Raw genomic sequence first — 23,301 nt, forward strand, 5'->3', positions numbered from 1 at the left:
CACAAGAGGCATAGGTTATGCCATTTGAGGTCTCTTTTTATGTTGTAGAGATCATTCCGATCTTTTTCGTGTTTCTTAATAACTAGGAGTCCAAACGATAAAATTCGCCAGCTGACAATAACTGTTTTAGCGGTACAAATCGGGAAAGTCCATGATGGTAGGTTAACGCATATAAATTGGGTTGGGACGGATGATCTGGGGATATCCAAGACTGATACCCACTAATGGATAAGGGACCTCCAAAGGCAAAATTGATACCTGTGGCAGAAAATATAATACGCGGTGAAATACTCAGTGTATCCATAAATTGTGCTGTGTTACGGACAAAAAGTTTTTGCTTGGGTTGAAGCCAACCCAGATCGTCATAGGGATCGAAAGGAGCAGACGAGACCGTAACTGCTTGCGCCTGTGTTTTCAAAAAGGGTACAGATGAAGAGAATACGTTGTTTTGGAGCTTATGTTTCCAACTCCCATCTACCACTTCTACAGGTAACGGATCGCCAGTTACAGCATCAATACATATTTCGCTGCCTGTAGAGGAACGCACCAGCCAGTAGGCTAGTAGCGGTTCCTCATACATGGGTGTGATTTGCAGCTTGTCGATAGATGAAAGATCAGTATCTGTGAGCGACACTAAGGATTGATGAAGTACATCCATACTATAAGGCCCGCCTGGACCATTCCCATATTCGTTGAGTTGATATACGCCGTTTGAGTCTGATCCGATAATCAGGTAGCCGATGTATTCTCCCGCACGGTTTACTTGAACAAGCCAACTATGGGTTCCAGGTCCGAGCGGATGATAGCTAAGCTCAGCATCTTTCCACGAGACAAAAGGGGGCTGCGACGATAGGGATTGTACCATGTTGTCTGCAGTCTGTTTTACGTCTGCGGGCACGCCTTGCTCCTCAGTAGGAAAACTTGCTGAAACGTCACCCGGGGAAGGAGTAGCAGGACTCGTGGAGTTCAATGGAGCAACCCGCGAGCTTTCATTGTAGAGAGACACCAAGTTTAAATTGTTGCCTTGTGCGACTGAGGGAGCCGCATGAATGGAAGCGAACGGACAGACTGCGGACAGGCCGATCAGAACAGCTGCGATCATACCTATGGTATAGTGCCCGGAATGATTCTTCTTCAATGAAATCCACCTTTCTGTCGGCTTGATTGCCCGACGGAGGCATTCTTTTTATACAGCATACAGCCTGTCCGATAAAAAGACTGCTGCACCTTGTCGGCGCAAATGTCGTATCCAGGTTCGCTTTTTGCTGTCGATACATAGGAGACATGTTTAACCAAACTTGTGGTTACAGCAGCGGAAACTGGTGTAGGCTGAAGCAAGATGTTACAAGCTGACGATACCTCTGCAACTCTCCTGCGAAGGAGCAAGAGATATCGGTTACCGCAGATGAAATATCCCGCAGTTAATGGCGGATACGAGTACCTTGGGCTCATACTGCCATACCATTTCTTTACGGCGGGCTTGATGCTGCTCTGATATGGCTTCTTTTTTATCCTCTTCCTCTTTCTGTTCCTTGATTAGATCATCGTAGTAGTGGTCAATAACCTCCAATTCCTCGCGCAATCGTTCCTTCGCCTGCTCAGCCCAATCATAATCTTGCTGACGGAGCTGTTCGGTGAGGTAGCTTTCAAGCGAGCTAGAAGCTTCAGGGACAGATAGCTCGGCAGGCTGCACATGCATATTACCCGCCAGCAGCGGGCTGAGCTGCCGAGTTTCGAGCATGGCGCCAAAATCGGTTACAATGGTGCCGCTTTTAAGCGAAATACCTAGCCACTGAAGTTCCTCACGCTTCAAATCGCAGGCGAATTCAATCTTATAGCAGATGCTGAGCCAAGCTTCATAGACTACGGGAGAGCGGGCAGACAGCTGACGGGCATCAGGTTGCTCAAACAAATAAACATATTTCCCTCCATCTCGTGCGGCTTCAAAAATTTGATGTAGCCGACGGCTTCCATATCGAAGCTCCTCCTGCAAAATACGTCCAGGTCCCAATTGTGGTAATGTCGGTACATGACCGAAATAACGCCCCATGACCTGATCTTGTGCTGCGTTGCCTGATGCTGGAGTTGGTGGCGTATGATCCGCTAAACGTTCCTGTTCTGTACGATAGGCTTCCCCATCAAAGATGAAAGTGAAGGACATCGTCTGCGCTGGAACGCCAGTACGCTCTACGTATCCCCAATAGTAGGGGCGGTTTGTTAAGGCTTTATCCGCTTCTGGAGAAAGCTTGACGGTTACATGATGAGGCGACCTCTCAATGACACTGCATCCGGTAGCTTCCAGATAGGTGTGTACAAAACGCTGGACTTGCTGTGCATTCATGGTCAAACTAGCGACCTCCCTTCACACTGCGTCGAGCTTTGCCCGGAGGAACCGTATTGCCTGCTAGGCCTAATAAATCCTCTGTGTTTGGCTGGTCTGTGCGCAGTTGTTCCATTTCCTGCTTGATGGAATCCAGCGAGTGGCCCAGCTTTTGCATTTTTTTGCGAATTTCATCATCGCTACTGGATTCAAGCATGATTTTATACAGACTTTTTTCAATGGATTCTTTTTTCTCAAATTTCTCAAGAATAACGTCCAATCCGCCAATGACCATCTCAAACATATTTATCTTTTCATGCAGCAGATGCAGGATATGCTCCTCAATCGTTCCGGTTGTGGACAAGTTGAAAATATTAACATCATGCGTCTGTCCAAGCCGATGTACCCGTCCGATCCGCTGCTCCACACGCATGGGATTCCACGGTAAATCGAAGTTAATCATATGGTGACAAAATTGCAGGTTAATGCCTTCACCACCCGCTTCGGTGGCAATCATGACCTGAATGCGCCCACGGAACAGATCCATCATCCAATCCTTGCGTCCACGGTTCATACCGCCTCGGTAAGGAACAGCAGATAGGCCACGGTCACGGAAATAGTTCAGCAAATACTCCTGTGTGGCTCGGTATTCTGTAAAAATGATCACTTTTTCGTTCATCTGACGGATAAGCTCGAGCGCTTTTTCTGCTTTGGAATTAGCCTTGATCGCTTTAATATGTGCAACCAAATCCCAGACACGATCGCGTAGGGGAGAGTCTGGGGCCATTTTTTTAGACAAATTGACCAGCGTCACGAACACAGCGTCCCGGCTGCTGCACACTTCCCGTTGAAGGGTGACGAGAGACAGCATGCTACTTAAATTTCCGCCATTCGCCTGGTATTGCTCTTTGACAAAAGAGGTCACCCCATCGTACAGCGCTTGCTCTTCCGGCGAAAGTTCCAAGTGAATGTTGGAAACATTTCGTTTGGTGAATTGAACCGGGCCTTCTCCGCGACGATTGCGGATCATGACTTTAGATAGCTCATCCTTGAGCTGATCTTCATTTTTGGGCAGACGTTTATCTACAACAAAGTTGGCTGAAAAATCGCCATGTCTTCCCAATTGACCAGGCTTGAGCAGTGTAATCAGGTTAAACAGCTCAGACAGATCGTTTTGTACAGGTGTTGCTGTCAGGAGCAAACAATATTTTTTGCGCAGCTTCATAATGAACTGGTAGTTGGATGTCTTTTTATTTTTCAGCTTATGAGCCTCGTCTATAATGAGCAGGTCATAATCGGTATCTAGTAGGATGTTACTATGGGGCTCCCGCTTGGCGGTATCCATAGAGGCCACGACGACCTCGGAAGACCAAGAATACGCTTTTTTCTGCGCGACAGCGGGAATACCGAATTTGCTGTTCAGCTCACGCACCCATTGTAGGACCAGAGATGCGGGTACAAGAATAAGCACTTTGGAAGCCAGCCCGCGAACCAGATATTCCTTTAGGATCATTCCAGCTTCGATTGTTTTGCCTAGGCCGACTTCATCGGCAAGAATGGCACGTCCGGACATTTGAAACAGTACCTTTCGAGCGGTATCCAGCTGATGGGGTAGTGGAGTGAGGTCTTGCAAATGCTGTAGACATTGAAGCTCATCAAAGCTCGGCACCAGTTTGACTTTTTCAGCCTCAATGGCCAGCTGATACAGATTCCAATCTCCCCAAGGGCCACCTTTGCGCAGCCGCTGGTCCAGCTCATCCTGCCAGCTTCGATCAAATTGCACCGGAACAGGCAGTGGCGCTTGATTAGGTATGTGCGGGGAACTTGTCGATTTGGCTTTCATGATGATTCCCTCCCTCCTGGTAGTAGCACAGTTGAAGCTCTTGGTTCTGTCACATATATGTGGCATCTATTTAGCACAGATCGTAGATGTAGTATGGACGGAAAAAGATATCTTCATAACAGGAGGGATGAAATCCTTTAGCTGCCTTCCATTAACTTTTGGAGTTTACTTTCCGTAGAGGTCTGCGCATTAGGGGTGTAGATGCTGCAACGGAGATCAACACTGCCCTGTACCTGAAGAGAAGTCAGGTCAAATAGCATTTTGCCAGCCTTGGCATGACGAAATTCAATGAGCACCTCCGGCGCGGAGCTTACTTCACTCTGATTCCAAAGCTCGTTAAACTCTGGGTAGGTCTGACTCATATTTTGTATAAATTGTGCATACCAGGGGTCTGTTACGTATTGTCCGTAATAAGCGCGGAAAATTGCAAGGAACCCCTTTACAAAGTGTTCCCAATTCACGGCTAGACTTTTAAACTCCTTTTTGGTGAATAGCAGTTCAATCATATTGCGTTGCTCATGTGGTAGCTCGGCAAAATCCATAAAAACATGAGCAGCAGCGGCGTTCCAGCCGACAATATGACAACGCCGATCTGAAATAATAGCAGGGCAGTAGTGTAGCTCTTGTACGATCTTTTGCAGAGAGGGGGAAATGACGGCCTGCTCTGCTGGAGCTGGAAGGCTGTGAGACCCGGCCTCGATCGCCAAATCATACAAATATTTGCGCTCGTCTGTGTTCAACTGCAATGCGGCAGCAATAGCATCCAACACAGAGGCGGACACCTTAATATCTCGTCCTTGCTCCAGCCAGGTATACCAGGTCGTACTGACACCTGCCAGCTGAGCGACTTCTTCTCTGCGCAAGCCTGGTGTTCTGCGACGTGATCCTTGGGGGAGACCGACCATATGTGGGTGTAGGCGGGCCCTTTTTGTTTTTAGAAAAACAGATAGTGCTTCCAGACGTGCTTCCGTTTTCATAGGTATTTTCTCTCCATTCAATGGGTATATCCGAAGTGAGCAAATAAGGCGTTTACTATAGTAGTGTTCATTATACCAGGATAAACAAACACTTGTAATAGGATAAGACAAGGGTAAAATGAGGATTATAAGTAAGTCACCGAGCAGGAGGAATGAATAGCTTATGCAAAGAGTAGTGATAACAGGTATGGGTGTCGTTTCCCCAATAGGTAATGAAGTGGACACGTTGTGGAAGAATTTGCTGGAAGGCAATTCAGGTATACGTAAAATTGATACATTCGATGTGTCCGATTTGAAAGCACAAATTGCTGGACTGGTACAGGATTTTGATGCAGAAAAGCAATGGGGACGTAAAGATGCTAGACGAATGGATCGGTTTACTCAGTTTGCATTATATGCGGCAGAACAAGCGCTTAAGGATTCCGGTCTGGAACTGGATCACACCGATTTGGAGCGTGTAGGTGTCTATGTGGGATCGGGAGTCGGCGGTTTGGATACGTTGGTGAACAATGTAGATGTTCTGCTACATCGTGGACCGGGTAGAGTTAGCCCGACGCTGGTACCCATGATGATCTCGAATATGGCAGCTGCTCAAATTAGTATCGCGTTTGGAGCGATGGGACCTACGCTTTCACCCGTGACGGCTTGCTCTATTGGAAATACAGCAATTGGAGAGGCGTTTCGGACGATTCGCACAGGAGATGCGGATGTCATTTTTGCTGGTGGAACTGAAGCGGCGGTGACTAGATTGGCCTTGGCAAGCTTCGCTAATGCGACTGCCTTGTCCACACGTAACGAGGAGCCTTCTATAGCAAGTCGACCTTTTGATCAGGATCGAGACGGCTTTGTCATGAGCGAAGGTGCAGGTATTCTGGTACTGGAGTCACTGGAGCACGCTATCCGCCGTGGTGCGGAAATCTATGGTGAGGTCATCGGTTATGGAGCCAGTTCGGATGCTTATCACATGGTTGCACCGCATCCCGAAGGAACCGGAGCTTACTTGGCTATGAAAGCAGCCCTTCATTCGGCCCGCATCTCCCCTGAAGAAGTGGACGTGATTAGCGCCCACGCAACGAGTACGTCTGTCGGGGATGCCGCTGAGACCCTTGCAATCCATAAGCTGTTTGGTGATTATGCCTATCAGATTCCGGTTACTGCGAATAAGTCCATGCTGGGTCATATGCTGGGAGCTGCGGGCGGGGTCGAAGCGATTGCGCTTGTGCAAAGCCTACGGGAAGGCATCATTCCACCAACGATGCATCTGGACAATCCAGACCCGGTTTGCGATTTGGATTATGTGCCTCACGAAGCGCGCAAGGCTCCACTAAATATTGGGCTATCTAACTCTTTCGGTTTCGGTGGTCATAATGCGGTCATTGTGCTGAAGCGCTACGAGTCATAATTTGTAAGGAGTTATTGAAACCTCAGGCATTCTATCCGGCTGGATAGAGCACCTGAGGTTATTTTAATCGAAGAATAACAGATTCATTTTAGATAAGAGATAGAGTAAGATGAAGGAAAACATTTGGAGGGACGGGAAGCCATGGTTTTAATCAGAAACATACAACCAGCAGACGCTGAGGCTTATTGGAATTTGAGACTGGAAGCCCTACAAATGAACCCCGAAGCTTTTGGAACCTCCTATGAGGAAGCCGCACTAGTTCCGCTATCTGATGTGGTGAAGCAGATACAAAATAAACGAGATCATTACATACTTGGTGCATTTACAAAGGATCACCAGCTGGTTGGCATGACCGGGTTTAGAAGAGAACAGAAAATAAAGACGCAGCATAAGGGAGCAATTTGGGGAGTTTATGTACCATCGACCTATCGAGGCCAGGGGATCGCTAAAAAACTTTTATTGGAAGTTATCAGCCAAGGTAGAAAAGTGGAAGGTTTGAAGCAAATCAACCTGAGTGTGGTGACTACCAATCAAGCTGCTGTTGAGCTGTATAGGAAATTGGGATTTGAAACCTATGGTATAGAAAAGAATGCTTTGGAATATCACGGTCAGGGATACGATGAGGAGTTCATGGCTTATTTTTATTAATGACGAAAGGTTTTGAAAAAATGAAAATTGACCGATTGCTTTCTATCGTCATTTTGCTGCTAAAGAAAAATAGAATACAAGCGAAGGAACTGGCTGATTTATATGAGGTTTCGATCCGGACGATCTATAGAGATATTGAAGCGATTAGTATGGCAGGTATTCCGGTGGTCACTTATCAGGGAGCCAACGGGGGAATCGGTCTTATGGAAGGATACCGCCTGGATCGCAGTATGCTGACGGATCATGATATAAAGGATATCGTGATGGGTTTGCAGAGTTTGTCCTCGTCGTTGGGCGGCCCGAATGTGTCGCGGTTACTTCATAAATTTGAAAGTATTATACCGGAATCTGGGAAAGAGCAATTTAGTGTCCATACCACACAGTTTATCGTCGATCATTCGGGATGGGGAAATCGGGCTGCGCAGGAAGGCAAATTGATAAAGGTAAAAGAAGCAATGAGCCAAGCGCGCACTGTCGCCTTTACCTATCGAAATGCGGGGGGAGCCATAACGGAACGGAATGTTGAACCGCATACGCTCGTTCTGAAAGGACAACAATGGTTTGTATATGCATATTGTCCCGATAGGGAGCAGTTTCGTCTATTCAAACTCTCGCGCATGAGTGACCCTGTGGTTACAGAGACAGTTTTTGCTCGCAGGGATCTTTCTTATGAAGTGTTGCCGTGGAATGAGGGGCGGATGGAGGTATCCAGAGCCGTACAACCATTTACGCTACAATTTAACCGTGACTCAAGGCATCTGGCGGAGGACTGGTTTGGCGTAGAAGCATTGACCGAGCAGGAGGAAGGGATCTATACGGTTTCGGTCCCGTTTCCTGAGGATGCATGGGCGTACGGATTTATTTTAAGCTTGGGACCGGATGTGGTTGTCAAAGAACCAGCCCATTTGCGGGACAAGATTCATAAGATGGCGCTGCGTATTGCATCTAATTATGAAGAAGTTCGGGAATCATAAAGGAAATCTTAGTTAAAGTAAAACAAACCTGACCCATAGTTGTCAGGTTTGTTTCGTTATACTGGTGGCATACCTGATATCAGTTAGCGAAAGGGGATTTACGAGGATGGATAAAGCTTGTCAAAGTTGCGGGATGCCGCTAGAGCATGAGGACCAATATGGAACGGATGCACAACATCATAAAACGGATGAGTATTGCAAGTATTGTTACAAGGAAGGCGAATTTGTACAGCCTGAATTGACTATGGAGGGAATGATTCAGCAGTCTGTGCCTTTCCTGGTAGAGGAGGGGATGCAGGAAGAAGAAGCGACTTCGATGCTGCGCAATTACCTGCCATTTTTGAAACGATGGCGGTCCTCAGAGGATACGGGGCTTACACTGGATGGACCCATTCGGGAAGAATATCGAGGTGAGATCCGTTTGATTGGGTTGAAAGCACGTACAAGTAATCAGAATGAACAAACATCTCACGGGATCATTCCAAACATGTGGGAACGTTTTTGGAGTGAGGACGTGACTGGTCGGATAAAGGAAAAAGCAGGACATGCTTCTGTCTATGGTTGCTATACTGACTATGAAAATGGAGCTTTAGGCGAGTATACGTTTTTTATCGGGAAGGAAGCGGCTGTAGATTTCCAAACTCCTGATGACCTTGAAGAACTTGTCATCCCGGCTGCACGCTACGCCATTTTTCAGGCAACTCAGGAGCCATCTTCTGTCTTCCGTGTATGGCAGACGATTTGGGAGTGGGCTGCCACGGGACAAGGGGAGCGGACATACACAGGTGATTTTGAAATGTATGGCAGTCCTGATGAACCTGTTTTGATTTATATTGCAATCAAGTGATGATTTTGTTGTGACAGAAGAGAACCGCCGGTCATTGTCGTGGACCCGGCGGTTTTTCTGATTCAATCAATAGTAGATTCCCCTTCAAGTTGAACGTCGAGTTAAAGCCCAAAAGATGAGAGCCAGAGCACTGACACCAGCTCCTAATAGACACACCCCATTCCATCCGGCATAGATGTACATATGAGTGGAAGCAATGGCCCCGGTGGCGCTACCAATGGAATAAAATATCATGTAGCCTGCAGTAAGTCGGCTCCGTGCCTCAGGGCGCACATTGAAAATCAAGCTTTGGTTGGTGACATGTACAGCCTGTACCGCCAAGTCCAAAAGAATGACGCCAAGAACTAAAGCGAACAGAGAATGCTCGGTGTAGCGGATAGGTAACCAGGACAGCAGCAACACAACTAGTGCGATACCCGTCGTCCGTTGTCCCAAGCCCTGATCGGCAAGACGCCCTGCTCGTGCTGCTGCTAATGCCCCGGCGACTCCAGCCAGTCCAAAGGCCCCGATAGCAGTATGTGAAAGAGACAATGGGGGTGCACTGAGAGGTAACACAAGCGAAGTCCACAATATGCTGAACGCCGTAAAAATGAGCAATGCAAGGACAGCACGAATACGCAGGATTCGTTCTTGCAAGAATAGTACGATAACCGATCGGAGCAGTTGCGGATAGGAAAGTGTCGCACTTGTGGGTTCGTTCTTTGGCAACACCCGCAACAGAGCTCCAGCCATAAACAGCGTAAGTATGGCAGAAACAAGGTAAACTGAACGCCAGCCTGCCAGATCAGTTAATACACCGGCCACGGTTCGTGCCAGCAGAATGCCGATAACGACTCCACTGGTCACCAGACCTACGATACGCCCACGTTCAGTCGGATTAGCCAAGGTAGAGGCGAAAGCCACGAGTGTTTGAGTGACTACAGCCAGCAGTCCAACCATTGCCATACCTATAAGCAGTATTGTGCGGGTAGGAGCAAAGCTAACCACGATTAGTGCCAGCACGGATAGCAGCATTTGCCCTGTAATCAGTCGCCGTCGATTCAAAAGATCGCCAAGCGGGACGAGCAGCAATAATCCCAACGCATAACAAATTTGCGTGATAGTAATGACCATGCCTACCGATGAGTGCGTAATGCCAAATTCGTTTGCCAGCGCATCCAGCAATGGCTGTGCATAGTAAATGTTAGCGACAGCCAGCCCGCAGGCTATGGCAAACAAGAGTGCCACAGATCGGGACAGGGAGGGAATGGGGGCTGTTTCGGCAGCATTTGCTACCGTTTGATGAGGGAGGAGTACCGCTTTTTCTTCTGACGTCTTCATTTTCACATACCACGTCGCTTTCTGTATTTACATACCGTTGAGTATAATATACTGATTGGTATGTAATGAATTTAGGTCAATATAACTCGTGTACATATGAAATGTCAAGAGTTCATCATGCACATATTTGACAGTTTCTTATCGTGATCATACAATCTTAATATACTGAACGATATGAAAAGAAGGAGCTGCTTATGGTTCGACCACGGGAATTTGATGAAGATCAAGCGTTGGATGCAGCGATGCGAATTTTTTGGGAAAAGGGATTCGAGGCTACATCTTTAAGTGATTTAACCTCCAAAATGGGAATTCAGCGCCCTAGCATTTACGCTGCCTTTGGAGACAAGAAGCAATTATTCGAAGCCGCGCTGCGCAAATATACGCAATCCCACGCTGCTTATGTACGCTCTAGACTACAAAGCAATTCTTCTGTAAAAGAAGCGTTTTACAATTTTTTTGGAGGAGTCGTGGCAGAAGAGTACGAGGATGGGCCTAATAGAGGATGCTTTTGTATTAATACGATGGTAGAATTAGCCCCTCATGATGAGAAATTTGAGATTTTAACCAGAGAACATCAGATGTATCTTTCTGCCGTCTTTCAGGAAACCCTCGAGCGTGGTATAAGATCAGGAGAGCTGGAGGCTAGCATGGACGCACGAGCTCTGGCCCATACGATGGTCTCTTTGTTAATTGGGATTACCGTGATGATGAAGTCGCGCCCAGAGCGTTCTTTTGTGGATCATTCGGTTGCGACTGCACTTATGTTACTGAAGTAAGTTTCTTTCATATAGCTGATAGTACTTGAGAGAGGTATTTTGAGTAAAACTATATACCGAACGAGAGAGGGGTTTCTTCATTGCTTAATAAAATGAAAGTTATTATAACAGGAGCTGCTTCCGGCATTGGAAAGGAAATTACTCAGCAATGTCTAAGGGAAGGCGCAAGTGTTATTGCGTGTGATATGAATAAACGTTCTTTAAACGAACTTGAGGCTGAACTGAATTCACCAAGTTTGTACACCTATCTGATAGATATAAGTAACTATACGGAAGTAACTGATTTTTTTACATACATTAAGGGAGAACACCCGGACATAACAGCTTTAGTCAATAATGCAGGTGTTTATAGAGGAAAGAATATACTCGACTATGGTATGGAAGAAATAGAGAAGGTGCTGGACATAAATATTAAGGGATGTGTATATTTCTCGCAATTTTTTGGAAAGTTCATGATTGAGAAGAAGCATCAGGGAATTATCGTAAATATGTCTTCTGTTTCTGGAATGGAAGGAAGCTCAGATGCGATCTATGGATTATCAAAAGCGGCAATATTGGGCTTTACTAAAAGCTGTGCCATGAATTTTTCACCTTATATAAGAGTTAATGCTGTGGCACCAACGATGGTAAGTACTCCAATGATGGATCATATTCCTGATTGGAGAAAGGAGGAATATACAAATCATCAGCTAATTCCTGAGCCTTTAAAAGCAGAAGATGTTGCTTATACTGTCCTGTTTCTGCTATCGAAAAGATCCAGGCATTATACGGGAGCGACCTTTGATATTAATAATGGGTGTTATCTAAGATGATTTTTTACGAGAGGAGGAGGATTAATGAATACCCAAATTGAACTTAGATAAACGTGAATGTTGTTCATACCGTTGGCCCTGTGTGGAATGGTGGCGACCATCGGGAAGAGGAGCTATTGGCGAAATGCTACCATAATGCACTCCAATTAGCTTTAAAACTGAATGCACGAAGCATTGCCTTTCCGAATATCAGCACAGGCATCTACCGTTTCCCGAAAGAAAAGGCGGCGGATATTGCTATACAGGAAGTGACACGTTTTGTACGTGAACATGCGGCTTTGAATGAGATTATTTTTGTTTGTTTTGATGCGGAAAACGCTCAGTTATACAGTCGTAAGCTGCAATACATGAGTAGAAATTAGGGGGGATCATGAATGCATGAGGAGCAAAACCAGGAACATTGGCCGGTGTGGGCTACGGAGCCTGTAAAAATAGTGAATCCTGATCCTGCCTGGTCAGAGCAGGGCTTAAAGATCATTTACCAGTTGCGGGAGTTATTACTGCCGTTTAAGGTGACGGAAATCGAACATATAGGAAGCACGGCAATTCCCCAATCTTTCTGCTAAGCCCATTATTGACATAATGGCAAAATTAGAATCTTGGGATCAACTGGAACAGATCGTGTCTGCTTTACAACCAGCAGGCTGGAACTATGTTCCGCCTGAATTGGACGGTCGGGAATGGAGAAGATTTTTGGTTAAAGTGGAACAGGATCAAAGAGAGGGACATCTGCATCTCATACTGAAATCTGATGAGCATTGGGATCGGCAGCTATTGTTTCGGAACCGACTTCGTGAACAGCCTGAGCTGATTCAGCAATATGATGTATTAAAAAGGCGGCTGGCGATGGAAAATCAGCATGATCGTGAAGCGTACACGGAGGCCAAGACTGATTTTGTGCAAAACGTTCTGAATACCGGACATCCTAAAGATTAGAATGTCCGGACTCCCGGGTGCTTTCCGACCAAGCGCCGAAATCTCCAACATTTGTTATTGCCGTGTAGGGGAATGGCCAGAAGGCTTGCCAGCACACCAGAAAAAGCTTATTCAGAAGCTACTACGGTAGTGTTCATCCAGTGTTCATATTCATTTTATGATAGGAAAAATCGCATTTATAGACGTTTCAAGAATGCGCTAATGCGTTCCAAAGCCATTTCCAACTGTTCTCGCGATGACGCATATGAGCAGCGGATAAAGCCCTCGCCGCCTGGGCCAAATGCGGAACCGGGTACAGTAATGACTCCTTCTTCTTCCAGCAACCGCTTGGCAAACTGCTCTGAGCTTAACTCTGTGTGCATAATGGAGGGAAAAGCATAGAAGGCACCATTTGGTTCGTGACATGGCAGTCCTGTCTGACATAGGCTTTCAACGAACCATTTTCTACGCAGATTGTAAGATTCCATCATACGATCTTTTTCCTCCAGCCCGTTACGCAGGGATTCAATAGCGGCAATTTGCCCGATAATAGGAGCGCACATGGCGGTATATTGATGAATCTTCAGCATAGCTGAAATCAACTCTCTTGGGCCACACACATAGCCGACCCTCCAGCCTGTCATCGCAAATGCTTTGGAAAAGCCGCTGATGAGCAGGGTACGCTCTTTCATTCCCGGCAGAGAAGCGAAGCTTACATGCTTCTGTCCATAGGTCAGTTCAGCATAAATTTCGTCTGATATAACGACAAGATTATGCTCCTCAACCAGGCGGGCAATCGGCAACCAATCCTCATAGGTCATCACCCCACCCGTCGGATTATTCGGATAACAGAGAATAAGCACTTTGGATCGTGGAGTCAGCTTGGCTTGGAGTGCCTCAGCTGTTAGCTTGAACTGCTGATCCGCAGAGGTTTCAACGGTTACGGTATGCCCTCCGTTTAGAAACGTGATGGGCGAATACGAAATATAACATGGAGCCGGAATGAGTATTTCATCGTGTGCGGTGATCAGAGCGCGTAGTGCCAAATCCAGTGCTTCACTGCTCCCAATGGTAACCATGATTTCATCTGTCGGGTTGTAGGATGTGCTAAAGCTGCTCTCCAGATACCCGGCAATCTCCTCACGAAGCTCAGGAAGTCCAGCATTCGGTGTGTATGATGTTTTACCATTTTCCAGTGCTGTGATACAGGCCTTTCTGACATGTTGAGGGGTTACAAAGTCAGGTTCACCGACACCAAGCGATACAATATCTTTTCTGCCTGTACTATATTCAAAAAACTTACGGATGCCTGAAGGTGGCATTTCCCGTACAGCTGGAGTCAAAAAATCGGTTATAGATACTGCTGTCGATACATTTGTCATGATGATTTCCTCCTTTTTGAAAAACAAAAAAACCCGCCCCTGTAAAGGGACGAGTTTATACCCGTGTTACCACCCTAGTTTCATTCCATACGAAATGACACTCTGTTCACGTATCCATCAATACGTGTTCCGGTTAACGCTGGAAAGGCGGCAGAGCTTACTTCAGGTTCAGCCCGCTTCTCAGAGATGGCGTTCGGCTACCCTCGGAATGTTGGCTTTCACCTGCCCCAACTCTCTGCAAATCCGCTGTATAGCTTACTCGTTCTCGTCATTGAAATTTGTTACCGTATCAAGTTAGGTGTAATTATAAGCACAACATTTCAGGATGGCAAGTCTTTTTTTTATAAACATTAAAGACAGATCATCATTATTGACGACTGGAAAATAACGTATATAGTGGTATCAAGGGGATTGTGCCCCAGATTTCAATGTGTTATATGACTATATTGCCAGAGAGGAATGGTATCCATATGAACGTATTTGAACGCTTTAGCGGTAAAGTATTGCCGGCGGATTGGAGCTGGATCAATGAGCCGGCTGAATGGAGATTCGATGATTCCAAGTCTTTGCAAATTTCTGCACCTTCGCAGGCTGATTTCTTTAGGGATCCGTCTGGCGCAGCGGTAAAATCGTCCGCACCCTTTTTGCATACAACGCTTCAAGGTGATTTTACAATATGGACGAGGGTTCGTGTTGATATGAAGCAGCCTTATGATTCAGGATGCTTGATGATGATGGCGGATGATACCCACTGGGCTAAGCTGTGTTTTGAATATTTTGAAAGCACTCCATCTATTCTTAGTGTGGTCACTCGGGATACATCCGATGATTGTGTCTCTGGGGCGATGGACGTGTCCAATCCGTATTTACGAGTGGCACGAGCTGGAAATTGCTTTGCATTTCATTATTCATCAGACGGTCAGCATTGGAAGTTGGCGAGATATTTTGGTATGAATGTTCCTAACCAGCTCAAAGTCGGAGTTGTTGCTCAATCTCCGATGGGGGAGGGCTGTGCTGTTACCTTTGATGCCTTGACGATAACAACCCATGTATCCGAGGACATACGAAACGTGGAGTAAATAGACAAAGGCCCTCTCTAAATATGAAAGCGCTATGAAATAGGGTTTAAAAAGACGTATATACGCATGATCAGGCAGGAGGTAGATGGAAACTTGCTGTTAAGAAGGAAGGGTTACAAGCTGCCCAGTTTGTTGGGAGTGCTGCTTGTAGCTACGTTGGGCTGTTTCGGACTCATTATGTATTTACAGTCCACAAGTGGAACGAGGATGTATCAATTTCTGTATTGGGATATATTCCTGGCCTGGGTTCCGGTCTTTATCACTCTGGGAATGATGGCTTTATCCCGACTGCGAAGTACAAAAGTGAGAAGTATTCTTTTATTTTTCTCCTCAATTGTATGGTTGTTTTTTCTGCCGAATGCTCTTTATTTGGTGACTGAGTTACTTCATGCATTTCGTTTTTACGATGTGAATCCTGATACACGTTTTTGGTTGAACACACAATTTTGGTTAATCTTATTTACGTCTTTTTCAGCAGCAGGGCTTGGCCTTTTTCTTACATCCCTTTGTGTATTGGTGATCCACCATATGCTGAGGAGGATTTGTTCAGGTGGGCTCGCATGGGCTGTAGTTTTTGTGTTGTTGTGGCTGGCCAGCATAGGCGTATATATTGGTAGATTTGCTCGCTGGAATAGCTGGGATATATTATTGCAGCCACTGGTGCTCCTTACGGATATTTGGAGATGGGGAGTACATGCAGTACCAAGGCTTCATTTGCTGTCCTTTTGCTGGTTGGTGTTTGGGATAGCAGTCATTTTTTATTTATTGATCTATATCTCTTTAAGTGAGGATCAGGATATTTAGGCCGAGGACATGTATTCAATGAATACAGGCTTCGGCCTATTTTTACATGTGGCGTGTCAGGAGTTGGCGTTGTCCTCCCCGTGCACATCATAAAGCACCCGCACAAGTAGATCCTGACTGAAATTTCCGAATCTTTTGCCAAAAATAGTAAGCCCACCTTTGTTTTTCGATTGATCGGTTACGGATAAGCGGAGTGTAATGTCGCTTTTATAGTTAAGGTTAATATCGTCTATTGTGACCTCGGAAATGCGGCACCCGTCAATGAAGCTGCCTTGCTGATTGATGCGAATTAATTTGAGCATACCATATTGATTTAAATGCGGTGGCCACCAATCTGGATTGAGAACCCCCGGCACTTCTCCAAAATCTCCGGCGCTGGTCCAGTGCCCAATAGGGATACCGTTAATGTGAAAACAAATGTCGGAGGGATATTCCTCACAATAGCAGGGTGCTTCTGAGCCTAGTTCTGCGGAGAATTGAATTTCTTTAAAGGATTGATTCGCTTTCAGATAGTTGGGGATGCGGTATTCCAAAAAGCCTTCGGCCATCCAGATCATTTCCGACTCCAGACGCCCGGGATCTGCAAAATAGCGTGGATCATCAAAATCGCCGATAATGCTGTCTCGGGTCACCAATCCACAAGTGGGGGACGCTTGATAGTTACTGTAATGACCTACGCGAATCTCAACCTCATACACATTTTTTTGTTCTCTGCTGCGCAAATCTACCATCAGCTTATCCTTGTTCAAATAACACATTTTTCGGGTACCGTGCTTGCCGCTCACGGTATTGATCTCCACAAGACCGCATTCTTCCAATTTTCGAATATGCATTGTAATTGTACCGTTACTCAAATTAAGTTTGTTGGCAATGTCATTCATACTTTGTCCCTGGTAAGCAAGTAACTCGAGAATTTGAATGCGGATTTCTGAACCCAGTGCTTTAAAAATATCTAACCCTGACATTAAGTCCTTAATATAAATCATAGCTATAGACCATCCTTATCTATAAAAATTGTAATGTAAGCGCTTATATATTTACTTTGATTTATGTTAAAATAAAATCAAAAAGAAGTAAACTGCTTTTTTGTAAATTTTTTTTACTAAACCAAGAGGGGAGCGAATTGAACTCCAAATTAGGGATTACTTTATAAATAAATCGTATTTAAGATTTATTTATGGTTTTTTTGATATAAATAAACTTAAATACGATTTAATTTTGCTTTCCATGTTACTCTAACCTATGTTTTATAACTATTTAAAAAGATTGAAAAATACATTGACGAACCGAGGAAAGGCATGCTATATTTTATTTGTAAACGAATTCATTATTGATAAAGAAAAATGTTAATCATAAGGTACATGAGAGGGATGATAATCACAGCGGCAATCAACAACGGGTTGTGTACCGCACAGTTAAAGATTAGGCCGAGTGGTATGAAATTATTTTAGCACCGATTGTATGCGGTTTCATTTAAATTTAGGAGGGGTCGCGTTGATAAAGAAAAAAGGTTTTGCAATAACAATGGTTGTTCTGTTGTTAATGGTGGCTGCACTGGCTGGTTGTAGTGGGGGAAGTTCCAGTAGCGATGGAAGTAAGGAACTGACATTCATGTTCCGTGGTGGAACAGATGAACAAAAGGCTTATAAGGAAGTAATCAAGAAATTTGAAGAGGAACATCCTGGCGTAAAGGTTAAAATGGTCGTGACGGCAGCAGACCAATATGCTACAAAGCTTAGAGCTGCGATTACAGGAAACAACCTCCCAGATATCTTTTATTTTGCCCCTGGAGATGTGAAAGCTTATGTAAACAGTGGGGTGTTGAAGAATCTCACTCCTTACATTGAGAAGAACAAGGATATTAAACTGGATAACATCTGGAAATACGGTATAGATTTGTATCGCTATGACGGCAAAATGGCCGGTCAAGGAGATATTTACGGTATGCCGAAGGACTTAGGTCCATTCGCACTTGGCTACAACAAAACGATGTTCGAAAAAGCGGGCGTGCCTTTGCCTGATAAAGACAAACCGTATACATGGGATGAGTTCATCAAGGTCAACCAAGAGTTGACCAAGGATACCAATGGTGACGGCAAGCCAGATCAATACGGTACAGGCTTTAACGTTCAGTGGGCATTGCAAGCCTTTGTATGGAGTAATGGGGCTGATTGGCTGGATGAGAGCAAAACTAAAGTAACGATTGATGATCCGAAATTTGCGGAAGCGCTTCAGTACTTTGCTGATATGCAAAACAAATATAAAATCACACCTGGTATTGAACAATCACAAACATTGGACACATACCAACGTTGGATGAAGGGCGAAATGGCATTCTTCCCGGTAGGTCCTTGGGATATGAGTACATTTGAAAAACTGCCATTTGAATATGATTTGCTGCCGTTCCCAGCCGGATCGACTGGCAAATCGGCAACATGGATTGGTTCTCTGGGTATCGGCGTTTCCTCTAAAACAAAATACCCGGATGAAGCTGTTGAACTGGTTAACTATCTGACAACTTCTAAAGAAGGAATGAAGCAGCTCGTAGATGCCAAGGTACAAATTCCGAATCTGTTGGATATGGCTGATGAATGGTCCAAAGATACGAAAACCAAGCCTAACAATAAACAAGAGTTTATTGATATCGTGAATGACTATGGACGCTCATTACCAGGCAACTATACGTATAATGCAGAATGGTACGATATTTTCTTCACAGATATTCAACCTGTACTGGATGGTAAAATTACGGCGGCAGATTATGTGAAACAAGAACAACCGAAGATGCAGAAACTGCTGGATAAAGCGGTGGAGCAAGAGAAAAAATCACAGAAATAATGCGTAAATAGAGGAAAAAGGGATGATGTTAGTGGCTAAATATCATGCTGCTAACATCATCTTCATTCCAAATTAGAAACAGAGGTGAGCCCTGTGATAACCAAATCTAATCTCTACCGCAAAGAGAAGGTATATGGATACTTATTTATTCTTCCACCTATTCTCGGTCTGCTAATCTTTACGTTATTCCCGTTTGTCTATTCGTTATACGGCTCTTTTACAGACTGGGACGGATTGGGACAAATGAACTTTATTGGCCTCGACAATTTTAAAGATTTATTTAGCGATGAGCTCTTTTATAAATCGATGTACAATACTCTTTTCTTAATGCTGGGTATTCCGATCGGTCTTGTACTAGCTTTACTGCTGGCACTAGGTTTGAATCGCAAGATTCCAGGTACGACAACATTTCGTGTGATTTACTATATCCCGGTTATTTCTTCGTTGGCTGCCGTTTCTATTATGTGGAACTGGGCATACAACGGAGACTATGGTTTGGTGAACCAATTCCTCGAAATATTCGGTATTAAGGGTCCTAACTGGCTGATGGATAAAGATACGGTCAAACCGGCCTTGATTCTCATGACCGTCTGGAAGGGTCTTGGATATACGATGCTGCTATATTTGGCAGCCCTGCAAAGCGTATCTCGCTCTTATTATGAAGCAGCAGAGCTAGATGGAGCTAGCGGATTCCAGATGTTCCGTAATATTACATGGCCAATGGTGAAACCAGTAACCTTCTTCCTGGTCGTAACTAATATCATTGGTGGTTCGCAAATCTTTACTGAAATGAACATTATGACACCTACAGGGGGTCCGGAATACTCATCCGCCTCAATCGTCTTTTATATTTGGGATAAGGCATTTAAAAACCTGCAAATGGGATATGCCTCCGCGATGGCTATGATTCTCGGCATCTTCATTTTTATCGTAACTTTGATTCAATTTAAAATGAATGAAAAATCGTCCTTTGATGGGGATTGATTTTCGCGGAAAGGAGTGAGTCTGATTATGTCCCATAGTCAAAAAACGAAAGTTACCAATATCATTATCTTTATTGTACTAGCGATTGGAGCGATTGTGATGATCGCGCCGCTGCTTTGGATGCTGTCCACTTCGGTGAAAGAAAAGCAGGATGTCTTTGCTCTTCCACCAGTATGGATACCAGAGGTGTTCCAGTTTGGCAAGTATAAGGAAATTTGGGAAGCAGGACCTTTGTTAAGCGGGATCAAGAACAGCGTGATTGTGGCTGTAAGTGTTACCGTTGTAGGTACCTTCACATCCAGTGTGGCCGCTTTTGCATTTGCAAAGCTGAGATTCCCTCATAAAAACAAACTGTTTTTGGCACTCATCGCATCTATGATGATTCCATACCCAACGGTTATGATTCCACAGTTTATGATGTTTTCCAAACTTGGCTGGGTCGATACACTTTTGCCTCTGATCGTTCCAGGTTTGTTCGGAAATGTAGTTATGATCTTTTTCCTACGGCAATACTTGCTTAGCGTACCGGATGCCATTATCGAAGCTGCGAAAATTGACGGAAGTTCTTATTTCCGACTCTATTCGTCGATTACGTTCCCGCTCATTAAGCCGGCAGTTGCGGCACAGCTTATTTTATGGTTCATGGGGATTTGGAACGATTATTTGGCACCGATTATTTACTTGAACTCACCAGAAACGCAGACATTGCAGCTGGTTATCGCGAATTTTAATGCGACTTACGCCATTCAGACGGACTATCCGCTTATTATGGCAGCATCGATTATAGCATTGTTACCTGTACTGATTATATTCTTGATCTTCCAGAAACAAATTATTGAATCGGTTGCCATTTCGGGTGTCAAAGGTTAATTGACACTTGGAGGGGACGGATGAATGATGTAAGGCAGTCGCAATATGTAATGGGTAAAGGAAGGAGGAGAATAACAGTTATGGTTATGCTGCTCATGCTGGGTCTATCCGGCTGTGGGGATAACACTCCGGACCCTGTGTATCCGCAGGCTCCGCCTCCCGATCACTTGTATGATCAGAGTACGATTAACGATGAACAGCGCTGGACCATTAACAATGCACATGACCCGGCGATTATAAAAACAGATCAAGGCTATTATGTCTACTCAACGGATGTAAAGACAGGTGGAGAATTGAGACCTGGTGTCATGGTACGCAAATCGACTGATCTGATTCACTGGAATTGGGTTCAGTATGCACTCCCCGGCATTCCAAAGGAAGCAGAGGCGTGGTCATCCGCAACCAATCTGTGGGCACCGGACATCATCAAGGTGGGTGATACCTATCGAATGTATTACTCCGCTTCTACCTTTGGCAGCACACGGTCTGCGATTGGATTGCAGACATCCAGCTCCCCGGAAGGCCCTTGGAAGGATGAGGGGCTGGTCGTTAAAACAGGAGAGCATGACAAGCTGAATGCGATTGATGCCAATCCGGTGCTGGATGCAGAGGGAAATCCATGGATGGTATACGGCTCTTTTTTCGGCGGTATCTATATTACACCGCTTGATCCCCAGACTGGAAAGCTCAAAGAATCTGGCTATGGTAAAAATATCGCTGCCAGAGATCGGGCAACTGAGGACGGTGCTGTAGAAGGGCCTTACATTGTGTACAATCCAATGTTCCGTAAATACTACTTGTTCGTCTCGTATGATTCTTTGTTTGAGGACTACAATGTTCGTGTTGCCCGTTCAGATTCGATCACAGGCCCTTATGTAGACATGAATGGACATGATATGGCAGATACCAGCTATTTGCCTCAATACGAGATTGGAAACAAGGTATTGGGCGGTTATCGGTTCAGCGAAGGAGAAGGCTGGGTTGCGCCAGGCCACAATTCTGTCCTGAAGGACGGTGCGGATTATTATATTGTACATCATGCGCGGGGAGAAACGGACAAGAGCTGGCCGTACCTGCATGTACGCAAAATATTGTGGACGGCAGAGGGCTGGCCGGTCGTCTCTCCGGAGCGCTATGCGGGCGAAAAGGAGCAGGATATACCCAAAAGGCTATTATCCGGCAACTGGGAGCGCATCGTGATCAGGCAGGAAGTAGACGGCCAGGTGGAAGCTGAACCGCTCCGTCTGGAAGATGGAGGACGGGCAACCAGCGGTTCTCTTGAAGGTCACTGGAGTTTTGATGGCAAGCGTACTCTAACAATGGATTGGAGCACTACATCCGCAGGAACAAAGGAAGAATTGTTATTGCTTCCTTCATGGGACTGGGAGCTTGGTCGCCATACTTTAATTTTCACGGGTATGAATGAAAAAGGAATTTCCATTTGGGGAAAACGTATCAGCGATTAATTGTTTGAACTACATACTACACATAGAGGAGAGAATAACCATGAATCAATCTGTACCCATTAATAATCCGGTCATTGAGCAACGGGCAGACCCTTGGATTTACAAGCATAGTGACGGATACTATTATTTCACCGGATCTGTGCCAGAGTATGACCGAATTGAGGTTCGACGAGCAAGTACTATTCAAGGCTTGAGTACAGCAGAGCCTGTCGCAGTGTGGCACAAATATGAAACGGGCCCGTTAAGTGCGAACATTTGGGCACCGGAAATTCATTATATTAACGACAAATGGTACATTTATTTTGCAGCAGCTCGTACAACGGAAACGAAGGAAGGCCTGTTCGACCACCGAATGTTCGTGCTGGAAAATCAATCAGCTAATCCTTTGGAAGGGGAATGGGTGGAAAAAGGACAGATCAAAACCCGTTGGGAGACGTTCGCTCTCGATGCGACAACCTTCCAGCATAATGGGGTTTTGTATTATGTGTGGGCTCAGAAAGACCCGGACATCGTAGGCAACTCCAATCTGTATATTTCAGAAATGAGCAATCCGTGGACGCTGCGCGGTGAGCAGGTTATGATCTCTACACCAGAATATGACTGGGAAGTCATCGGTTTTAAGGTGAATGAAGGAGCAGCGGTTCTGAAACGGAACGGACGGATCTTTATCAGTTATTCAGCTAGCGCCACAGACCACAATTATTGCATGGGCCTGTTGACAGCAGATGAGAATGCGGATTTACTTGATCCGAAATCATGGACGAAATCACCTGAGCCGGTATTCTGCACCAATGAGGAAACAGGACAATTCGGGCCAGGTCATAACAGTTTTACGGTTGCTGCTGACGGTAGCGATGTAATCGTATATCACGCCCGGAATTACAAGGAAATTACAGGCGACCCGCTGTATGACCCGAATCGTCATACACGTGTTCAGCCGTTCAACTGGAAGGAAGATGGAACACCTGACTTTGGTATTCCAGTACCCGATGGCGTTTCTGTTGATAAATAAGCGAAATCTATTATAGATGGTTGACGTGTCAC

22 protein-coding genes, 1 pseudogene and 1 other annotated feature are annotated in these 23,301 nt (G+C 45.3%); of the genes and pseudogenes, 15 read left to right on the forward strand and 8 right to left on the reverse strand.

Annotated features, from left to right (window positions below; all coding sequences use genetic code 11):
* Positions 1 to 82 precede the first annotated feature (82 nt).
* The 5 genes from AOU00_RS21905 to AOU00_RS21925 form a co-directional block, all read right to left on the reverse strand.
* Positions 83 to 1,138, reverse strand: coding sequence for a hypothetical protein (locus AOU00_RS21905; protein ID WP_069291642.1), 1,056 nt, complete (start codon positions 1,136 to 1,138; stop codon positions 83 to 85).
* Complete coding sequence (locus tag AOU00_RS21910) at positions 1,135 to 1,338, reverse strand: hypothetical protein (protein ID WP_069291643.1); 204 nt, start codon at positions 1,336 to 1,338, stop codon at positions 1,135 to 1,137. Before AOU00_RS21910 ends, AOU00_RS21905 begins: the two co-directional genes overlap by 4 nt.
* Before the next feature lie 58 nt (positions 1,339 to 1,396).
* Positions 1,397 to 2,347 (reverse strand): YqhG family protein, encoded by a 951-nt coding sequence (locus AOU00_RS21915; protein ID WP_061828581.1) that lies wholly within the window; start codon positions 2,345 to 2,347, stop codon positions 1,397 to 1,399.
* Between the two features lies 1 nt (position 2,348).
* Positions 2,349 to 4,163, reverse strand: a complete 1,815-nt coding sequence (locus AOU00_RS21920; protein WP_069291644.1) for a DEAD/DEAH box helicase — start codon at positions 4,161 to 4,163, stop codon at positions 2,349 to 2,351.
* A 137-nt stretch (positions 4,164 to 4,300) separates the two neighbouring features.
* Positions 4,301 to 5,140: a helix-turn-helix transcriptional regulator gene (locus AOU00_RS21925; RefSeq protein ID WP_069291645.1), complete on the reverse strand. Its 840-nt coding sequence runs from the start codon at positions 5,138 to 5,140 to the stop codon at positions 4,301 to 4,303.
* Between the two features lie 163 nt (positions 5,141 to 5,303).
* Here AOU00_RS21925 and fabF point away from each other — a divergent pair, with 163 nt between their 5' ends.
* The 4 genes from fabF (at position 5,304) to AOU00_RS21945 (ending at position 9,011) form a co-directional block, all read left to right on the forward strand.
* Positions 5,304 to 6,542 carry a beta-ketoacyl-ACP synthase II gene (gene fabF / locus AOU00_RS21930; RefSeq protein WP_061828578.1) on the forward strand — a complete coding sequence of 413 codons (1,239 nt, stop codon included), beginning with the start codon at positions 5,304 to 5,306 and terminating at the stop codon, positions 6,540 to 6,542.
* Positions 6,543 to 6,683: 141 nt separating this feature from the next.
* Positions 6,684 to 7,190 (forward strand): GNAT family N-acetyltransferase, encoded by a 507-nt coding sequence (locus AOU00_RS21935; protein WP_061828577.1) that lies wholly within the window; start codon positions 6,684 to 6,686, stop codon positions 7,188 to 7,190.
* A 20-nt stretch (positions 7,191 to 7,210) separates the two neighbouring features.
* Positions 7,211 to 8,164 (forward strand): helix-turn-helix transcriptional regulator, encoded by a 954-nt coding sequence (locus AOU00_RS21940; RefSeq protein WP_069292100.1) that lies wholly within the window; start codon positions 7,211 to 7,213, stop codon positions 8,162 to 8,164.
* Between the two features lie 106 nt (positions 8,165 to 8,270).
* Positions 8,271 to 9,011, forward strand: coding sequence for a zinc ribbon domain-containing protein (locus AOU00_RS21945; protein WP_061828576.1), 741 nt, complete (start codon positions 8,271 to 8,273; stop codon positions 9,009 to 9,011).
* Positions 9,012 to 9,095: 84 nt separating this feature from the next.
* Here the strand turns inward: AOU00_RS21945 and AOU00_RS21950 are convergent, their stop codons facing one another.
* Positions 9,096 to 10,331: an MFS transporter gene (locus AOU00_RS21950; RefSeq protein ID WP_069292101.1), complete on the reverse strand. Its 1,236-nt coding sequence runs from the start codon at positions 10,329 to 10,331 to the stop codon at positions 9,096 to 9,098.
* A 194-nt stretch (positions 10,332 to 10,525) separates the two neighbouring features.
* Between AOU00_RS21950 and AOU00_RS21955 the strand changes: the two genes are divergently transcribed.
* The 4 genes and pseudogenes from AOU00_RS21955 to AOU00_RS21970 all read left to right on the forward strand — a co-directional run bounded on the left by AOU00_RS21955 (position 10,526) and on the right by AOU00_RS21970 (position 12,855).
* Positions 10,526 to 11,107 carry a TetR/AcrR family transcriptional regulator gene (locus tag AOU00_RS21955; protein ID WP_069291646.1) on the forward strand — a complete coding sequence of 194 codons (582 nt, stop codon included), beginning with the start codon at positions 10,526 to 10,528 and terminating at the stop codon, positions 11,105 to 11,107.
* 92 nt (positions 11,108 to 11,199) lie between these two features.
* Positions 11,200 to 11,919, forward strand: a complete 720-nt coding sequence (locus tag AOU00_RS21960) for an SDR family NAD(P)-dependent oxidoreductase (protein ID WP_420488432.1) — start codon at positions 11,200 to 11,202, stop codon at positions 11,917 to 11,919.
* A gap of 53 nt (positions 11,920 to 11,972) precedes the next feature.
* Positions 11,973 to 12,281 (forward strand): macro domain-containing protein, encoded by a 309-nt coding sequence (locus AOU00_RS21965; protein WP_237166223.1) that lies wholly within the window; start codon positions 11,973 to 11,975, stop codon positions 12,279 to 12,281.
* Positions 12,282 to 12,293: 12 nt separating this feature from the next.
* Positions 12,294 to 12,855, forward strand: a pseudogene (locus AOU00_RS21970) (GrpB family protein).
* A gap of 176 nt (positions 12,856 to 13,031) precedes the next feature.
* Here the strand turns inward: AOU00_RS21970 and AOU00_RS21975 are convergent.
* Positions 13,032 to 14,216: an aminotransferase class I/II-fold pyridoxal phosphate-dependent enzyme gene (locus AOU00_RS21975; RefSeq protein WP_069291648.1), complete on the reverse strand. Its 1,185-nt coding sequence runs from the start codon at positions 14,214 to 14,216 to the stop codon at positions 13,032 to 13,034.
* 42 nt (positions 14,217 to 14,258) lie between these two features.
* Positions 14,259 to 14,497 (reverse strand) — a binding site (T-box leader).
* Positions 14,498 to 14,686: 189 nt separating this feature from the next.
* Between AOU00_RS21975 and AOU00_RS21980 the strand changes: the two genes are divergently transcribed.
* Together AOU00_RS21980 and AOU00_RS21985 are read left to right on the forward strand one after the other, a co-directional pair.
* Positions 14,687 to 15,295: a DUF1349 domain-containing protein gene (locus tag AOU00_RS21980; RefSeq protein ID WP_069291649.1), complete on the forward strand. Its 609-nt coding sequence runs from the start codon at positions 14,687 to 14,689 to the stop codon at positions 15,293 to 15,295.
* A 93-nt stretch (positions 15,296 to 15,388) separates the two neighbouring features.
* Complete coding sequence (locus tag AOU00_RS21985) at positions 15,389 to 16,099, forward strand: DUF1361 domain-containing protein (RefSeq protein ID WP_069291650.1); 711 nt, start codon at positions 15,389 to 15,391, stop codon at positions 16,097 to 16,099.
* Between the two features lie 56 nt (positions 16,100 to 16,155).
* Here AOU00_RS21985 and AOU00_RS21990 read toward each other — a convergent pair whose 3' ends face one another.
* The gene (locus AOU00_RS21990; protein WP_069291651.1) at positions 16,156 to 17,085 is read right to left on the reverse strand and encodes an ArsR/SmtB family transcription factor; all 930 of its coding nucleotides are present in this window, start codon (positions 17,083 to 17,085) and stop codon (positions 16,156 to 16,158) included.
* Positions 17,086 to 17,593: 508 nt separating this feature from the next.
* Between AOU00_RS21990 and AOU00_RS21995 the strand changes: the two genes are divergently transcribed.
* The 5 genes from AOU00_RS21995 (at position 17,594) to AOU00_RS22015 (ending at position 23,269) form a co-directional block, all read left to right on the forward strand.
* Entirely contained in the window at positions 17,594 to 18,937 is a 1,344-nt protein-coding gene (locus tag AOU00_RS21995; RefSeq protein WP_069291652.1) for an ABC transporter substrate-binding protein, read from the forward strand.
* A gap of 93 nt (positions 18,938 to 19,030) precedes the next feature.
* Positions 19,031 to 19,921 (forward strand): carbohydrate ABC transporter permease, encoded by an 891-nt coding sequence (locus AOU00_RS22000; RefSeq protein ID WP_013309768.1) that lies wholly within the window; start codon positions 19,031 to 19,033, stop codon positions 19,919 to 19,921.
* A 27-nt stretch (positions 19,922 to 19,948) separates the two neighbouring features.
* A complete protein-coding gene (locus tag AOU00_RS22005) occupies positions 19,949 to 20,791 on the forward strand; it encodes a carbohydrate ABC transporter permease (protein ID WP_025723511.1) in 843 nt (280 codons plus the stop codon).
* 80 nt (positions 20,792 to 20,871) lie between these two features.
* Complete coding sequence (locus tag AOU00_RS22010; protein ID WP_069291653.1) at positions 20,872 to 22,257, forward strand: arabinan endo-1,5-alpha-L-arabinosidase; 1,386 nt, start codon at positions 20,872 to 20,874, stop codon at positions 22,255 to 22,257.
* A gap of 40 nt (positions 22,258 to 22,297) precedes the next feature.
* Positions 22,298 to 23,269: a glycoside hydrolase family 43 protein gene (locus tag AOU00_RS22015; RefSeq protein ID WP_069291654.1), complete on the forward strand. Its 972-nt coding sequence runs from the start codon at positions 22,298 to 22,300 to the stop codon at positions 23,267 to 23,269.
* The last annotated feature ends 32 nt before the right edge of the window (positions 23,270 to 23,301 follow it).

The organism is Paenibacillus polymyxa, assembly GCF_001719045.1.
In the GTDB taxonomy this organism is placed as follows: Bacteria; Bacillota; Bacilli; order Paenibacillales; family Paenibacillaceae; genus Paenibacillus; species Paenibacillus polymyxa_B.

Excerpts from the sequence above, each read along its gene's own strand:
- AOU00_RS21975 (WP_069291648.1), bottom strand. The coding sequence starts at position 14,216 with ATGACAAATGTATCGACAGCAGTATCTATAACCGATTTTTTGACTCCA.
- AOU00_RS21940 (WP_069292100.1), top strand. The coding sequence starts at position 7,211 with ATGAAAATTGACCGATTGCTTTCTATCGTCATTTTGCTGCTAAAGAAA.
- AOU00_RS22010 (WP_069291653.1), top strand. The coding sequence starts at position 20,872 with ATGGTTATGCTGCTCATGCTGGGTCTATCCGGCTGTGGGGATAACACT.
- fabF (WP_061828578.1), top strand. The coding sequence starts at position 5,304 with ATGCAAAGAGTAGTGATAACAGGTATGGGTGTCGTTTCCCCAATAGGT.
- AOU00_RS22005 (WP_025723511.1), top strand. The coding sequence starts at position 19,949 with ATGTCCCATAGTCAAAAAACGAAAGTTACCAATATCATTATCTTTATT.
- AOU00_RS21990 (WP_069291651.1), bottom strand. The coding sequence starts at position 17,085 with ATGATTTATATTAAGGACTTAATGTCAGGGTTAGATATTTTTAAAGCA.
- AOU00_RS21980 (WP_069291649.1), top strand. The coding sequence starts at position 14,687 with ATGAACGTATTTGAACGCTTTAGCGGTAAAGTATTGCCGGCGGATTGG.
- AOU00_RS21925 (WP_069291645.1), bottom strand. The coding sequence starts at position 5,140 with ATGAAAACGGAAGCACGTCTGGAAGCACTATCTGTTTTTCTAAAAACA.
- AOU00_RS21960 (WP_420488432.1), top strand. The coding sequence starts at position 11,200 with ATGAAAGTTATTATAACAGGAGCTGCTTCCGGCATTGGAAAGGAAATT.
- AOU00_RS21950 (WP_069292101.1), bottom strand. The coding sequence starts at position 10,331 with ATGAAGACGTCAGAAGAAAAAGCGGTACTCCTCCCTCATCAAACGGTA.
- AOU00_RS22015 (WP_069291654.1), top strand. The coding sequence starts at position 22,298 with ATGAATCAATCTGTACCCATTAATAATCCGGTCATTGAGCAACGGGCA.
- AOU00_RS21945 (WP_061828576.1), top strand. The coding sequence starts at position 8,271 with ATGGATAAAGCTTGTCAAAGTTGCGGGATGCCGCTAGAGCATGAGGAC.
- AOU00_RS21920 (WP_069291644.1), bottom strand. The coding sequence starts at position 4,163 with ATGAAAGCCAAATCGACAAGTTCCCCGCACATACCTAATCAAGCGCCA.
- AOU00_RS21955 (WP_069291646.1), top strand. The coding sequence starts at position 10,526 with ATGGTTCGACCACGGGAATTTGATGAAGATCAAGCGTTGGATGCAGCG.
- AOU00_RS21935 (WP_061828577.1), top strand. The coding sequence starts at position 6,684 with ATGGTTTTAATCAGAAACATACAACCAGCAGACGCTGAGGCTTATTGG.